We start from the raw sequence: 13393 nt of genomic DNA, 5'->3' as shown, positions 1-13393 counted from the left end.
CTACGCGGCCTTCGCCGCGGTCCGGGCCTTTGCGAACAGCTCGATCATCACCCGGTTGAAGGCGGGGATATCGTCCGGCTTGCGGCTCGTCACGAGCTGGTCGTCGTTCACCACCTCCTGATCGACCCACGACGCGCCCGCATTCACGAGATCCGTCCGCACGGACGGCCACGACGTGACCTGACGACCGCGCACCACGTCTGCCTCCACCAGCATCCAGGGCCCGTGGCAAATGGCCGCGATGGGCATGCCGGTATCGAAGAACGCGCGCACGAACTGAACGGCCGCCGGGTTCATCCGCAGCCTGTCCGGGTTGATCACCCCGCCCGGCAGCAGCAATGCATCGAAGTTCTCCGGCCGGGCATCCGCGAGTGACACGTCCACATCAAACGAATCCCCCCACTGCTTGAACTTCCAGCCGCGCACCTGCCCGCTCACCGGCGACACGATCGCCGTTTGCGCACCCGCCACATCGAGCGCTCGCCGCGGCTCGGTCAGCTCGACCTGCTCGAAGCCATTCTCCACGAGAATCGCCACCCGCATCCCCGTCAGCTCGTTTGCCATGACAGCCTCCGTTCCACGGCCCCGCAAGCAAGGCGTCTGCCACGGGGGAGCTGCAGGCCGAGCCCCTCGGCCCGTCAGAGCTGGGCAAGCAAGGCGTCTGCCACGGGGGAGCTGCAGGCCGAGCCCCTCGGCCCGTCAGAGCTGGAAATCGCCCGCGGCCTCGGGCTGATAGGGGACGGCGAGCACGCAGAGCCGCCGGGAGCCGGACGTCGGCATCGGCCACGTGATGCTTTGCCCCACGGAGAGCCCGAGCAGCGCCGTTCCAATGGGCGAGAGCACGGACACGCGCCCCTCCTCGACGCGCGCGTCCCGCGGATACGTGATCACCACCTCGCGGCGTTTTTGCGTCCCCTCGTCCAGATAAAGCACCCGGCTGTTCATCGTCACCACGTCGGACGGCACGGCGGGCGGCGCGACGAGCTTCGCGCGCGCGAGCTCCCTGTCGAGCGCCTCTGCCGCCGCGCGCGAGGTGCCTTCGAGGTGCAGCTCGACCACCCGGCGAAGGCGTTCGGCATCCTGGGTCGTGATCACGAGGCTCGGAGCGATAGGAAACATGGGGCTTGGACCTCCCGGGGCACGAGATGCGGGTCATTCGTCCGGCGCGTCATCGCCCCCATCGGCGAACACCCCGACGAGCGACCGCAATCCGACGACACAAGATACGAACAGCCCGAGCTTCACGAAAAGCACGAGCTCGGAGCGCGTGAGAATGTACGAAAACCTCATCGTCCCCTCCGGATCAAAAGCGCGGACGAGCGGCATCACGACGCAAATGGAGAACGCCGAGGCGCGGGCGCATGCGCATCGCGGACGACGCACGACCCAGGGCCGACGAAATCATCGGCGGATGCGCGCGGCTCGGCTACGGCGCCGCGGCTTCGGACGGAGGGCCCCGCGCCAGATCAGGCGCCCGCGCATCGGCCCCCGAGCGCCTCGGATCGAGCCGATCGGCCGCCTTCACGTGTTTCGCGCGGCTCATGCCACGCCCGAACATCAGCAGGCCTGGATCTGGAGGCTCGTTCACGTCGCAGCCGCTCACGGTTCGCGCGGCGGAGCTTGTCTCCGGGGTGTTCGTCATGGCGGCCGACGCTCGTCCATCACCTTCGGAGACGTAGGCGAGAAAGGCAAGCGTAAAGATTTCGCCGACGTTGTCGACGATCGCGCGGGCCGTGCTCGCGCGGATTCGCGGAGGATGACTGCGGACAGGCTGCCGCGACATCAGCCCATCGGCGGGGCCTTTGCGTTCTCGACGTGCCGATACGTCGCCGTCGCCACATAATGAAGGACCCTGCCGCAATCGCCCAGGCTGCACCGCCCCGCGCACGACTGCTGGCCCTCGAACATCGTCCGGCGCGACGCGAGGGCCGCGAGGATCTCGCTCGTCACGTCGTACCCTCCGTCTCGACACCGCGGCTCGGAGCACGACACCTCGAAGAGGGCGGGCGCCTGCGCGAGGACGACGCGCCGGATGTAGCGGGTCCCGCCCACGCTGCCGCCCCTCGGCGTCTCGTCGATTTCGATCTGGAGATCCGTCAAATCCGGAGCTCGTTCGAGGAGCTTGCCCGCGGCGTCTTCCCGCGCCATCCGCTGGTTCCGACGCTCCGTGCGCTCGAGGTTCTTGCGATAATTCATCGTCCTCCTTGATCGCGGTCACGATCGATCACGCGCCACGCTTCTCGACGAGCTCGATCGTGGTTTCCTCGCGTCAGGCCAAGATACGTAAGATACCACAGCCGAAAGCATTTTGCTCACGCGATTGTTCCGGACGTAGAGGACTCGGAAGGTTATGGTTCTCCGACCACGTCGAAACCCCGCGCGCCGGCTGCCCTCCTCGAATCGTCGTTCGACGGCAATGCATGAACAGCCAAGGTGGGCGGAAGGCGCTGACGAGCGAGCGCGCAGGCGCAAAGGCCCCGAAGAGCCTCGATTCCTTGAATCTCACGGTGGAGGGGCCGCGCGGCGCGACCCCGGCGCCCTTCAACGAGCGATCGGCCGGAGCTGCTTTTTGACCTTCTTGATGAAGGTCTCCGTGCACTTGCCGTGCGTGGCCTCGTGCTCGGCGATCTCGCGCGTCAGCTTGGCCTTCGTGTCATTCGAGACGTGCGCGCTCGCCTGCACCTCGTTCGCGAGGGCGATGCCCGCGAGCGTCGCAGGCCCCTGGGCCTTCGGGGGGGCGGCGGCCTTGTTCGTCGCCCGGTAATGCGAGGGCTTCGTCTTCGTCACGTCACGCAGCCCGCCATCCTCGGACCTTCGCCCGGTCCCGTGGCAGCCCGGGCATCGCGTCTCGTTTCCGAAGGAGTTCGTGATACGGCCGTCGCCGCCGCAGATTCCGCAACTGTCGACCGCCATTCGTACCTCCGCGGCCCTGGGTCGTGGGCCCGGCCCCATCCATCGGGCCCCTCTTTCGAGGGCTGAAACGCACATCGGCGGCGCGTTGCGCGCCAGCTCGTCAGAGCCGCCGCGCCTTCGCGCCGCCGATCACGTTCGATCGATCAGTAGCGGCGACCGCCGCCGCCGCCGCGACCGCCGCCGCCGAAGCCGCCGCCACCACCACCACCGCCGAAGCCGCCGCCGCCGCCGCGCGGGGGACGCTCCTGCGCCTCGTTCACCTTGATCGAGCGCCCGTCGAGCATCAGCCCGTTGAGCTGCGCGATCGCGTTGTTCGCCGCCTGCGCGTTGGCCATGGTCACGAACGCGAAGCCGCGCGGTTGGCCCGTCTCGCGATCGGTGGGCATCGCCACCTCGCGAACATCGCCGGCCGCGGCGAAGGCGCTCTCGAGGGTGGCCTGGGTGGTGCTGAAGGAGAGATTTCCGACGTAGAGACGATTGCCCATGTTGCTTTCGTGGCTTCTCATGAGCGTCCGTGAAGGACGCCCCACGCCAACCGTTTCGAAGAAGCCTCAGGAGGCGAAACGGTGGCGCACCGAAACGCACGAAGACCCATCATGGGAATGTCGTCCGCCGCGGCGCACGTTGCGTCATCCAGTCTTCCGAGCGAGCGTCATTCTTCGGAAGAGGAGCGACGTGCCAAGTGGCCAGGGACGTTTTCGTGTACAGCGCACTTGTACCGCGCTTCGTCACGTTTCGCAAGCGTGCGAGCAGGGAAACGCGTTTGGACCTGTTCAGGACGGTCGCGCCTCGCCTCTCCCCCCCTCCCCCCTCCCCTCCACACCGGAGCCCTGCATCGTCTCCGCGGACGAACCCCTTCGGCTCCCGTCCCCGCCTCCACGCCTGCTCGTACTTCCCCCTTGACACCCCTGCGAACAGACGAACTCGTCCCTGTCCGCGCATGCGTGATACCGTCGCGCCATGCACGACGTCTCCTCCCCTCCCAAGGCTCCCCTGCGCGCAGCGCGCCGCGCCGTGGCCCTGCTCGTCACCGGCTTTGCCATCGTCGCCTGCGGCGGGAACGCCAACTACCCCGACCGCCCCGACGTCACGACCGCGCAGGCTGCGTGGTGCGACGCCCTCGCCAAGTCCGAGGGCCCGGGCGGCGCCTGGGATCGCATGACCGAGTGCCGCTCGGCCTCCCCCAAGGCCTCCGCGGCGTACATCCGTGTCATGACGAAGTGCTACTTCGAGCGCGTCGAGGAGGCCAAGCAGGCCGGGGATCCCGCCGCCGCCGACCGCGCGCTCCTCCTCTCCGAGTGCAACGAAAAGGCCCTCGTCGACCTCCCCATAAGCAGCCCCGGCGTCGACGAGGTCATCGACGCCCGCTGCAACCGCGCGACGCGCTGCGAGAAGGTCGAGTTTGCCGAGTGCAAGGCCGCCATGAAGCGCCTCGAGCCCGCGCAGCAGGCCATGTTCACCACCCGCTACAACGCCGCCGCGCTCCACGACATCGCCAGTTGCCTCGGCGGCGGCTGCGGCGACAACGAGGAGCAGGCCCAGGCCGATTGTTACAAGGGCGCCGAGGACAAGCTCCTCTGGTTCCCCTGATCTCTCGAACCTGAAACCTGATAGGTTGCCCCGCCATGAAATCAGCGCTCACAAACCAGCCACCGCCGCGTCGAGCGGCCCTCCTCCGCGCGCTCTTCGCCGCCCTCGCGCTCGCATTCGTGCTCTTCGCGCCGACCGACGCGCGCGCCGCCGGCACCGTCACCCTCGCCACGCGGGAGCCCGAGGAGGTCAACGGCAAGTGGAAGCTGAACTTCACGATCAACTACGGAGCGAAGCCGGACATCTCGTACATCCCGATGATCTTCAGCTTCACGCCCGTCGTGCTCTACGAGCGCTCGCTCACGGACCAGTCGCCTGAGCGCCCTCTCCTCACGCGGCTCCCGCTGAAGGGCCAGCCGAGCATCAACGAGAGCATGGACGTCGGCTTCTCCGACGCGAGCGGCAAAGTCTTCAACATCACGAAGTTCGACTTCGTGATCCGTCGTGACAAGGGCTTCGAGGCCGGCGAATACGACCTCAAGATCACCCGCCAGACCGACGGCGCCCAGATGGGCCAGACCATCAAGCTGATCCTCAAGGGCGACAACCCCATCGTCGACCGCCGCGCCATGGTCTTCGCGGGCGAAAAGAAGAAGAAGCCCGAAGAGAAAAAGGACGACGCCTCGGCCGAGAAAAAAGACGGCGAAGGCGAGCCTGCCGCCGGCGGCGAGGCGCCCGCGGAGCCCGCCGCGACCGGCGAGACGCCCACCGAGGCGCCCCCTGCCGAGCCCCCCAAGCAAGGCGGCTGCGGATGCCGCGTCGCCGGCGTCCCCGCCCCCTCCTCCGGCGCGTCCCTCGCCGCCCTGCTCCTCGGCGCCGCCTTCGTCCTGCGCCGCAGGACCGCCCGCGGCTGAACCCCCCGCCTTCGCCCGAGAGCCCCTTCTTCCGAGCAACGCGGAAACCCGGGCGCATCCCCCTTTCCCGTCGGAAAGTTGCCACTTCGCCCTGTAGAGCCTCTCCGCTGGGTGGTATCCTTGGCGCCACTCGCCCGCCAGGTACGGTCGGCGACCCAACGCGGAGAAGGGCATGCGCAGACGCTTCGCATTTCTTGGTTTCGTGAGCACGCTCGGCGTGGCGATGTTCGCCTACGGTTGCGGCGCCACCGGCGGAAACAGCAGCTCGGGCGGCGACGGTGGCGACGCTGGTGATTGGAGCAGCGGCACCGCACAGGGCGGACAGGGCGGCGACGGCGGCTGCTTGTTCAACTGCGGCTCGGGCGGCAATGGGGGCACGCCGAACGTCCAGCAGCTCATCATCGCGCCCCTGAACCCCACGCTGAACGTCGTCGACCTCAACAAGCCGACGCAGGTCTTCACGGTGAAGACGCAGGACGGCCAAGACGTGACGAACCAGGTCACGTGGGTCTACGAGCGGCCGGACATCGGTGACATCACCAGCGCCACCTTCGTGCCGACCGGCAACGTCGGCGGCACCGGCGTCCTCACGGCGAAGCTCAACATGGCCGAGGCAAGCACCAACGTCACGGTCAACGTCAAGAAGAACATCAACACCGCGGGCCTCGATCCTGCGCAGATGGCGGCCTTCGACACCCCCATCGGCCCCGACCCGGGCATGCAGATCGTCTACCCGTACCACGACACCGTCTTCCCGCTCGGCGTCCTCGCGCCCGAGGTCCAGTGGAACGGCGTCGGCGGCACCGAGACCTACCGCCTCAAGATCACCGAGAAGCACATGGAGTACGTCACGTACTTCCAGACGGGCGCGCCGGCGCGGCATCTGATGAACCAGGCGGACTGGGAGTCCATCGGCGCCTCCGGCACGGGCGCGCAGAGCGACCCGATCATGGTGCAGCTCTCGCGCCTCGCGCCCGGCGGCGGCGCGTATGCGCCCACGAGCCAGGTCTGGCACGTCGCGCAGGGCCGCGTCCGCGGCGCCGTGTACTACTGGGAGCTGCCCGGCGTCTGCGGCGGCAACTCGAACGGCCGCATCCTCAAGATCAAGCCCGACTCCGCCACGCCCGAGGAGTTCTTCAACCCCGGCGGCTGCTGGGGCTGCCACACGGTCAGCCGCGACGGCAAGACCATGATGGCCACGCTCGACGGCAGCCTGCCCTTCCCGCAGATCACGATCGACCTCACGCAGGCCCCCGCCCAGTACGGCGCGATCCCGCCCGGCTCCGGCCTCGGCGGCACCTTCAGCGCCTTCAACCACTCGAGCGACAAGATCCTCGTCAGCAACGACGCGGCCTCGAACCCGAGCAACTCCATCCTGCGGATCGTCAACGCCGCGGGCGGCGGCGTCCTCAACGCGAACGTCATGGGCAACGGCTGCGGCGAGCCTGCGTGGTCGCCCGACGGCAACAAGGTCGCGGCCATCTGCGGCCTCGGCGGCGGCGGCTGGGTCTTCGACGCGTCGAGCGGGTACCTCGCCACGGGCGACGTCGCGGCCGACGGCATCACGGTCGGCAACGTCCATCCCATCGTCCAGCAGGCCGGCAGCCCGGGCCGCCCGGCGTACCCGAGCTTCACCTCCGACAGCCAGTACATCGCGTTCGGCCGCCCCACGCAGGGCTCACGCTCCACGGGCAACGGCGACCTCTGGCTCGTCAAGAACGACGGCGGCGAGCTGAAGAAGCTCGCCATCGCCTCCAGCGACAACAAGAGCTTCAACCCCGTCTTCGCGCCCCAGCGCGCCGGCGGGTATTACTGGCTCGTCTTCGTCTCGCGCCGCGACTACGGCAACACGCTGGTCAGCACGAACCGCCAGCAGCTCTGGATGACGGCGATCGACGACCCGCCGACGGCCGGCGACCCCTCGCATCCGCCCTTCTACATGCGCGGCCAGGAGGGCTGCGGCCTCTCCGAGAACGCGTACATGGCGCAGGAGCCTTGCAAGGAGCAGGGCCAGGGCTGCGTCACGGGCGCCGATTGCTGCGGCGGCCAGTGCGTCAAGGACCCGGCGAGCGGCGCGTACATCTGCGGCGAGCCCCCGCCCCCAGGCTCCTGCTCCGAGACCGGCAACGCCTGCACCACGAAGGCCGACTGCTGCAACCCGGTCGACGAGTGCATCGACGGCTTCTGCGCGCAAAAACCGCCGAAGTGAGCCGGGGCGCGGAGCTGGGGCGTTGCCCCAGACCCGAGGAGGGGGCTCTCCGCCCCCTCCACCCCGGACCAGCCAGGGGCTGGACCCAAGCTCGATGAACTGCGCGATGCGCAGTTCATCGAACAGGCCCGTTCAAGACCCACAACGACCCTGCCCACCAAGACCGCCGCGCGGCGGGTTCTGCCGGCAATCCGGCTTTTCGTCGGCCGTTTGAAAAACTGCGCACCGCGCAGTTTTTCAACCCTGGGTCCAGCGCCTCGCTGGTCCGGGGTCGAGGGGGCGGACAGCCCCCCGCGGGGACCGGGGCAGCGCCCCGGCGCGGCTGTCACGGTGCTGCGCATCGCGCGCGCCTGTTGCACCGGCTGTGCCCGTTTCGTCCTGGCGCGACCATTGCTTCTTCATGGGGACAGAGGGAGGGATCCCCATGAAAACAATGGCGATGGGTATGGTAATGGCGGCGGCAGGGCTGGTTGCGGCGTCGGTGAACGCTCAGCCGCGTCCTTTGCCCCTGGGACCTGATGGAAGTGGGAGCGCGGCGGGCATCGCGATCGGCGCCAAGCCGGCGTCGGAGCTCCTGGAGGGCTGCGCGGGCTTTGTGGGGGAGGAGGCCAACTTCGAGGTGCAAGTGGATACGGAGCGGCCGTCCCTGCGGCTGCGGATCGAATCACCGCCGCCCTCCGACGCGGTGCTGGTCGTTCAGCTCCCCGATGGGTCGTACCGTTGCAACGACGACGCCAGCCCGCGGGATTTCCAGTCGCAGCTCGACATCGAGAACCCGGCCCTTGGCACGTACCGCGTGTGGATCGGCACGTTCACCAACCCGAGCTTCACGCTTTCCGTATCCTCCCCGCCGCGCGAAACGCCACCCCCCGAATCCTGATTCTCCCTGCCATGCTCGACCCCTGAAATGAAATGGCCCCGGCGCTGTCTCGGCGCCGGCGCCGGGGCCACGCCCTGTCGGCAGCACATCGACGGAGTCCCCATCACCCCCACGCCCTGTCGACAGGCCTTCGAGGGGGTCGCCTTCCCCCCCACGCCCTGTCGACAGGCCTTCGAGATGGTCGCCTTCACCCCCACGCCCTGTCGACAGCACGTCGAGGTGGTCGCCTTCCTCCCCCATGCCCCGTCGACAGCACGTCGAGGGCGTCGCCTTCACCCCCATGCCCTGTCGACTGCGCATCGACGGAGTCGCCTTGCCCCCGACGTCCGATCGAGCAGGCACGGGGAGCAAGGCCTTCCCGTCCATGCCCTGTCGACAGCTCCTCGGGGGGATGCCCTTGCCTTCCCACGGCGTATGTCCACGAGGGCCCAGCCTCGGGACCCCACGAAACCGAGGGGACCTGGCCCTCCCCTTGCTTCACGAAGGGCTTCGGGGAGGTCCTCATCATGAGCGATGTAGAAGAGAGCCCCTTCGCGGGCCGCATCCACGGAATCGATCACCTCACGTTGCCCGTCGGGGATCTCGCCGTCGCCGAGCGTTTTTACGTCGGCCTCCTCGGCGCGAAGGTCCTCATGCGCGTCACGCCCGAGCTCCTCGCCTCGCTCGGCCGCAGCGACGACGTCGCGCGCAGCACGCACATCACGGTCGAGCTCGGCACGGCGCGTATCGACCTCTTCCCGCAAGGCCACGGATGGCCCTCCCCCACGCAGGACCACCCCCACCTCGCGTTCGCCGTCGCGCCCGAGGACATCGTCCCGATGAAGAACGCCCTCGAAGCGAACGGCGTGGCCACCGAGGGGCCACGAAGGCTCGGCCCGCCCGGACATGCGTCCCTTTATTTCTACGACCCCTTCGGCAATCACCTCGAGCTCACCTGCAGGGGCTTCACGGGCGAGCTCCCGATCGGCGCCCCCGACCTGCACGAGCTCGCGCGGCGCGCCGGCCGCGCCTGAGACGCGCGCCTCTCCGATCGACCGGCCGCACGCCGCGGGGAGCACGATCCGTCGGCTCTGCCATACTCCGCCCGTGCACCCCACCGTCCTCCTCTTCGACATCGACGGCACGCTCATCGACACGGGCGGCGCGGGCCGTCGCTCCATGGACCGCGCCTTCGAGCGCATCGCCGGCCGGGCCGACGCGTGCGCGCACTTCTCCTTCGACGGCATGACCGACCGCGCCATCGTCCGTCGCGGCCTCGACGCCGTCGGCGCGAGCGTCGACGACACGGCGATCGATCGTGTCCTCGCCGCCTACCTCGAGGCCCTCGTCGCCGAGGTCGCCGCCTCCACCGGGTACATCACCCACCCCGGCATCAACCACGTCCTCGATCACGCCGCCGATCGTCCCCACATCGCGCTCGGCCTCGGCACCGGCAATGTGCGGGACGGCGCCCGGATCAAGCTCGATCGCGCGAGCCTCTTCGAAAGGTTCTCCTTCGGCGGCTTCGGCTGCGACCACGAGGACCGCGCGGCCTTGCTCGACGCGGGCGCCCGGCGCGGCGCCGAGCGGCTCGGCAAGGACCGGGACGATTGCCGCGTCGTCATCATCGGCGACACGCCCAAGGACATCGCGGCGGCCCGCGCCATCGGCGCCGAGTCGCTCGCGGTCGCGACGGGCAGGTTCGTCCCGGAAGCACTGCGCGAGGCTGGCGCCACGTTTGTCTGCGACAATCTTCTTTCGCCCGGCGCCTTCGCAATGCTCTTCCCGGACGCCTAGTTTCCGGACTATACCGGGCAGAACCTAGGAGCCCGGTTCATGAAACAACGCCCCTACGCCTCGATCGCCCTCGCCGCCCCGCTCACGCTCGCTGCCGCCGTCTTCGCGTGTAGCTCTGCGCCGCCGCCGCCCACGCCGACCACGGCGTCGGCGGTGGCCACGACCACGCCCGGGCAAACCCAGGCGGCCGCAGGCGAAAAACCGCCGACGGCCGAGGAGGCGCAGGGCTTCACGGTCCGGGTCAACGACGACCTCAAGAAGCTCTGGACCGCCTCGGCGCGCGCGGCCTGGGTCAACAAGACGTACATCACGGACGATACGACGGCGATCTCGGCGGCGGCCGAGGAAGCCAACATGGAATACCTCGGCACGGCGATCACGGGCGCGACGCGCTTCGACGGCCTGACGTTGCCCGAGCCCGTGGCGCGCCAGCTCAAGCTGATCAAGCTCTCGACGACCCTGCCGGCCCCTGCGGACGCGAAGAAGCGCGCCGAGCTCGCGCAGATCGCCGTCTCCATGGAGGCCGATTACGGCAAGGGCAAGTACTGCCCCGCGCGCCTCGGCGGCAAATGCCTGAACCTCGACGAGCTCTCCAACATCATGGGGAAGAGCCGCAAGTACGACGAGCTGCTCGACGCGTGGACGGGCTGGCATTCGATCGCGCCTCCGCTCCGCGAGCGGTACACGCGGTACGTCGAGCTCGGCAACGAGGGCGCGCGCTCGATTGGCTTCTCGGACGTGGGCGCGCTCTGGCGCTCCGGGTACGACATGACGCCCGAGGCGTTCGAGGCCGACACCGAGCGCCTCTGGAACCAGGTCAAACCCCTCTACGACGAGCTGCATTGCCTCGTCCGCTCGAAGCTCCGCAAGGTCTATGGCAAGGACAAGATCGGCGACAAGGCCCCGATCCCGGCGCACCTGCTCGGCAACATGTGGGCGCAGGACTGGTCGAACCTCTACGACCTCGTCACGCCCTACCCGAAGGAGGCGTCGCTCGACGTCACGAAGGCGCTCGTCGACAAGAAGGTCGACGCCGTCGAAATGGTCAAGATGGGCGAGCGGTTCTTCACCTCGCTCGGCCTCGATAGCTTGCCGAAGACGTTCTGGGAGCGCTCCATGTTCGTCCGCCCGCGCGACCGCGACGTCGTCTGCCACGCGAGTGCCTGGGACGTCACCTACGGCGGCGACATTCGCATCAAGATGTGCATCGAGCCCAAGGAGGAGGATTTCATCACCATCCACCACGAGCTCGGGCACAACTACTACTATGCCTACTACTACACGTTGCCGGTCCTCTTCCAATCGGGCGCCAACGACGGCTTCCACGAGGGCATCGGCGACACGATCGCGCTCAGCGTGACGCCGGGGTATTTGAAGACGATCGGCCTGCTCAAGGACGCCCCGCAGAACCCGAAGGCCGAGACGAACTTCCTCATGAAGCAGGCGCTCGCGAAGATCGCGTTCCTGCCCTTCGGCAAGCTCATCGATCAATGGCGCTGGGACGTCTTCGCGGGCAAGACGCCGCCCGGCAAGTACAACGAGGCCTGGTGGAACCTGCGCCAGAAAACCCAGGGCGTCTCGGCGCCGGTCCCGCGCAGCGAAAAGGATTTCGACCCCGGCGCGAAGTTCCACGTCCCCGGCGGCACGCCGTACACGCGGTATTTCCTGGCGCACATCTATCAGTTCCAGTTCCACCGCGCGCTCTGCAAGGCGGCTGGCCACACGGGCCCGCTCCACACCTGCTCGATTTACGGCAACAAGGCGGCGGGCGACAAACTGAAGGCGATGCTGGCCATGGGCGCGAGCAAGCCCTGGCCGGAGGCGATGAAAGCGATCTCGGGCGAGACCCAGGGCGACGCGAGCGCGATCCTCGAATACTTCGAGCCCCTGCGGAAGTTCATCCGCGAGGAGAGCAAGGGCGAGACCTGCGGCTGGTGAAGGGGAAGGCTGGGGGACGGGCGCGGACCCGTCCCCCGGGGAGGGCTCAGAAAAGGAGCCCGCAGAGCTGATTGCCTGGGCAGCAGATGTCGAGCCCGCCCCCGACCTGGTCCGTGTGCGCGCAGACGCGCGACCCCTTGCTCGGGTAGTAATAGGCCCAGAAGAAGCACATCTCGTCGTTCGCCGACTCCCCGAAGCCCACCTGCTGGCTGCTCTGGTTGTCCCAGGAGCACGTGAACCGGAAGCCCCCGCCCTCGGGGACCTGGAACGGCGGATTGTGCACCACGGTCGGCGGCTCGCTCCAGAGCCATCCATCGACGTCGTACACCGTCGTATCCGCCCCGTTCTTCGACGGCGCCCACGACACGGTCACGTCCTTGCCCCACTGGTGCGTGTGCCCGGTGATGCCGAAGAACTTCGAGCCCACGAGGTCCGCGGGCAGCGGCAGGAACGTCGGCCCGAGCGTCGCCTTTGTATGCGGCGCGATGTTGATGTCGGGGTTGCCGATGAAGAGGAAATCGGCCTCGTCCTTGAAGTCGGCTTCCTTCATCGTGTAGAACGTCGACGTCGCCGACACGTCGATCTCGGAGAGCGACGCATTGAGGTAATGCATTTCGAGCCGCACCATCTGGTTCGGCTGCATCGTGAACGCCACCCCGTCCGGCAGGGTCAGCGTGTCCTCGTGTTTTTGCGTGATCATCACCGGCGCGCCCTTCGACGGGTCCAGCGTGTCGGCGAAGGGCTGGCAATCAAAGGGCTCGAGCTGCTCCACCGTGTCGTTCGTCCGGTACACGATGAGGTGATGCGAGCCCGTCGGCAGCACGTTGCGAATCTCGTGGATGCGCTCGAGCGCGTCGTTGCCGAGCCGCTTCACCACGCATTGCGTGTGCTCGGTCCCCGGCGGCACCTTCACGGGGTCGAACGTCACGGTATACGACGTCGTCCCGCCGCCGCTGCCGCCGCTGCCGCCGCTGCCGCCGCTCCCACCGGTGCCGCCGCCCCCGCTCCCTCCACTCCCGCCTGCCCCGCCGGGCCCGGCGGCACCCGCTCCGAGATCGACGTTCCCGGAGCTGGAGCAACCGACGATTGCCAAGGAAATTGCGACGAGGGGAAGAAGCATTCTCATGAGAATCTCGCTTTCGTCACGGCAAGAAGCGCGCGCAAAAGCGAGGATAGCCCGGGGCCGACGGCCGCGTCCATGCTTTTTCGCGCGGACGCACCGACTTCCGCAAT

The 13393-nt window shown here is 68.3% G+C and carries 15 protein-coding genes; 7 read left to right on the top strand and 8 right to left on the bottom strand.

What is annotated here, in order from left to right:
* The 7 genes from QHF89_RS09990 to QHF89_RS09960 form a co-directional block, all read right to left on the bottom strand.
* The gene (locus tag QHF89_RS09990; protein WP_136965644.1) at positions 1–564 is read right to left on the bottom strand and encodes a type 1 glutamine amidotransferase domain-containing protein; all 564 of its coding nucleotides are present in this window, start codon (positions 562–564) and stop codon (positions 1–3) included.
* 135 nt (positions 565–699) lie between these two features.
* The gene (rnk, locus tag QHF89_RS09985) at positions 700–1119 is read right to left on the bottom strand and encodes a nucleoside diphosphate kinase regulator (protein WP_136965645.1); all 420 of its coding nucleotides are present in this window, start codon (positions 1117–1119) and stop codon (positions 700–702) included.
* Positions 1120–1152: 33 nt separating this feature from the next.
* Positions 1153–1290, bottom strand: a complete 138-nt coding sequence (locus QHF89_RS09980) for a hypothetical protein (RefSeq protein ID WP_170229346.1) — start codon at positions 1288–1290, stop codon at positions 1153–1155.
* 136 nt (positions 1291–1426) lie between these two features.
* Positions 1427–1642 carry a hypothetical protein gene (locus QHF89_RS09975; RefSeq protein WP_136965646.1) on the bottom strand — a complete coding sequence of 72 codons (216 nt, stop codon included), beginning with the start codon at positions 1640–1642 and terminating at the stop codon, positions 1427–1429.
* Between the two features lie 140 nt (positions 1643–1782).
* Entirely contained in the window at positions 1783–2196 is a 414-nt protein-coding gene (locus tag QHF89_RS09970; RefSeq protein ID WP_232379732.1) for a hypothetical protein, read from the bottom strand.
* Positions 2197–2541: 345 nt separating this feature from the next.
* The gene (locus QHF89_RS09965) at positions 2542–2913 is read right to left on the bottom strand and encodes a molecular chaperone DnaJ (RefSeq protein WP_136931551.1); all 372 of its coding nucleotides are present in this window, start codon (positions 2911–2913) and stop codon (positions 2542–2544) included.
* A 143-nt stretch (positions 2914–3056) separates the two neighbouring features.
* On the bottom strand, positions 3057–3419 hold the full coding sequence (locus QHF89_RS09960) for an RNA recognition motif domain-containing protein (protein ID WP_420814219.1): 363 nt from the start codon (positions 3417–3419) through the stop codon (positions 3057–3059).
* A gap of 454 nt (positions 3420–3873) precedes the next feature.
* Between QHF89_RS09960 and QHF89_RS09955 the strand changes: the two genes are divergently transcribed.
* From QHF89_RS09955 to QHF89_RS09925, 7 genes are all read left to right on the top strand, one after another.
* A complete protein-coding gene (locus tag QHF89_RS09955) occupies positions 3874–4503 on the top strand; it encodes a hypothetical protein (RefSeq protein WP_136965647.1) in 630 nt (209 codons plus the stop codon).
* Between the two features lie 35 nt (positions 4504–4538).
* Positions 4539–5357, top strand: coding sequence for an MYXO-CTERM sorting domain-containing protein (locus QHF89_RS09950; protein WP_136965648.1), 819 nt, complete (start codon positions 4539–4541; stop codon positions 5355–5357).
* A gap of 172 nt (positions 5358–5529) precedes the next feature.
* Positions 5530–7566 carry a TolB family protein gene (locus QHF89_RS09945; RefSeq protein ID WP_136965649.1) on the top strand — a complete coding sequence of 679 codons (2037 nt, stop codon included), beginning with the start codon at positions 5530–5532 and terminating at the stop codon, positions 7564–7566.
* 424 nt (positions 7567–7990) lie between these two features.
* Positions 7991–8446 carry a hypothetical protein gene (locus QHF89_RS09940; RefSeq protein WP_136965650.1) on the top strand — a complete coding sequence of 152 codons (456 nt, stop codon included), beginning with the start codon at positions 7991–7993 and terminating at the stop codon, positions 8444–8446.
* Between the two features lie 506 nt (positions 8447–8952).
* Positions 8953–9459: a VOC family protein gene (locus QHF89_RS09935; RefSeq protein WP_136931543.1), complete on the top strand. Its 507-nt coding sequence runs from the start codon at positions 8953–8955 to the stop codon at positions 9457–9459.
* Between the two features lie 73 nt (positions 9460–9532).
* Entirely contained in the window at positions 9533–10222 is a 690-nt protein-coding gene (locus tag QHF89_RS09930) for an HAD family hydrolase (protein ID WP_284720313.1), read from the top strand.
* Positions 10223–10261: 39 nt separating this feature from the next.
* A complete protein-coding gene (locus QHF89_RS09925; protein ID WP_136965652.1) occupies positions 10262–12160 on the top strand; it encodes a M2 family metallopeptidase in 1899 nt (632 codons plus the stop codon).
* Positions 12161–12206: 46 nt separating this feature from the next.
* On the opposite strand, the gene QHF89_RS09920 is transcribed toward QHF89_RS09925, so the two are convergent.
* Positions 12207–13286 carry a monooxygenase gene (locus tag QHF89_RS09920; RefSeq protein WP_136965653.1) on the bottom strand — a complete coding sequence of 360 codons (1080 nt, stop codon included), beginning with the start codon at positions 13284–13286 and terminating at the stop codon, positions 12207–12209.
* Between the last annotated feature and the right edge of the window lie 107 nt (positions 13287–13393).

This window comes from Polyangium sorediatum (genome assembly GCF_029946465.1).
GTDB classification, from domain to species: domain Bacteria; phylum Myxococcota_A; class Polyangia; order Polyangiales; family Polyangiaceae; genus Polyangium; species Polyangium fumosum.
Note: the sequence above shows the minus strand (reverse complement) of the source record. Positions and strands in the feature narration are given on the sequence as shown.

Coding starts and splice junctions, on each gene's coding strand:
- QHF89_RS09975 (WP_136965646.1), bottom strand. CDS start 1,642: ATGACGAACACCCCGGAGACAAGCTCCGCCGCGCGAACCGTGAGCGGC.
- QHF89_RS09925 (WP_136965652.1), top strand. CDS start 10,262: ATGAAACAACGCCCCTACGCCTCGATCGCCCTCGCCGCCCCGCTCACG.
- rnk (WP_136965645.1), bottom strand. CDS start 1,119: ATGTTTCCTATCGCTCCGAGCCTCGTGATCACGACCCAGGATGCCGAA.
- QHF89_RS09990 (WP_136965644.1), bottom strand. CDS start 564: ATGGCAAACGAGCTGACGGGGATGCGGGTGGCGATTCTCGTGGAGAAT.
- QHF89_RS09950 (WP_136965648.1), top strand. CDS start 4,539: ATGAAATCAGCGCTCACAAACCAGCCACCGCCGCGTCGAGCGGCCCTC.
- QHF89_RS09965 (WP_136931551.1), bottom strand. CDS start 2,913: ATGGCGGTCGACAGTTGCGGAATCTGCGGCGGCGACGGCCGTATCACG.
- QHF89_RS09955 (WP_136965647.1), top strand. CDS start 3,874: ATGCACGACGTCTCCTCCCCTCCCAAGGCTCCCCTGCGCGCAGCGCGC.
- QHF89_RS09935 (WP_136931543.1), top strand. CDS start 8,953: ATGAGCGATGTAGAAGAGAGCCCCTTCGCGGGCCGCATCCACGGAATC.
- QHF89_RS09980 (WP_170229346.1), bottom strand. CDS start 1,290: ATGAGGTTTTCGTACATTCTCACGCGCTCCGAGCTCGTGCTTTTCGTG.
- QHF89_RS09920 (WP_136965653.1), bottom strand. CDS start 13,286: ATGAGAATGCTTCTTCCCCTCGTCGCAATTTCCTTGGCAATCGTCGGT.
- QHF89_RS09940 (WP_136965650.1), top strand. CDS start 7,991: ATGAAAACAATGGCGATGGGTATGGTAATGGCGGCGGCAGGGCTGGTT.
- QHF89_RS09960 (WP_420814219.1), bottom strand. CDS start 3,419: ATGAGAAGCCACGAAAGCAACATGGGCAATCGTCTCTACGTCGGAAAT.
- QHF89_RS09945 (WP_136965649.1), top strand. CDS start 5,530: ATGCGCAGACGCTTCGCATTTCTTGGTTTCGTGAGCACGCTCGGCGTG.
- QHF89_RS09970 (WP_232379732.1), bottom strand. CDS start 2,196: ATGAATTATCGCAAGAACCTCGAGCGCACGGAGCGTCGGAACCAGCGG.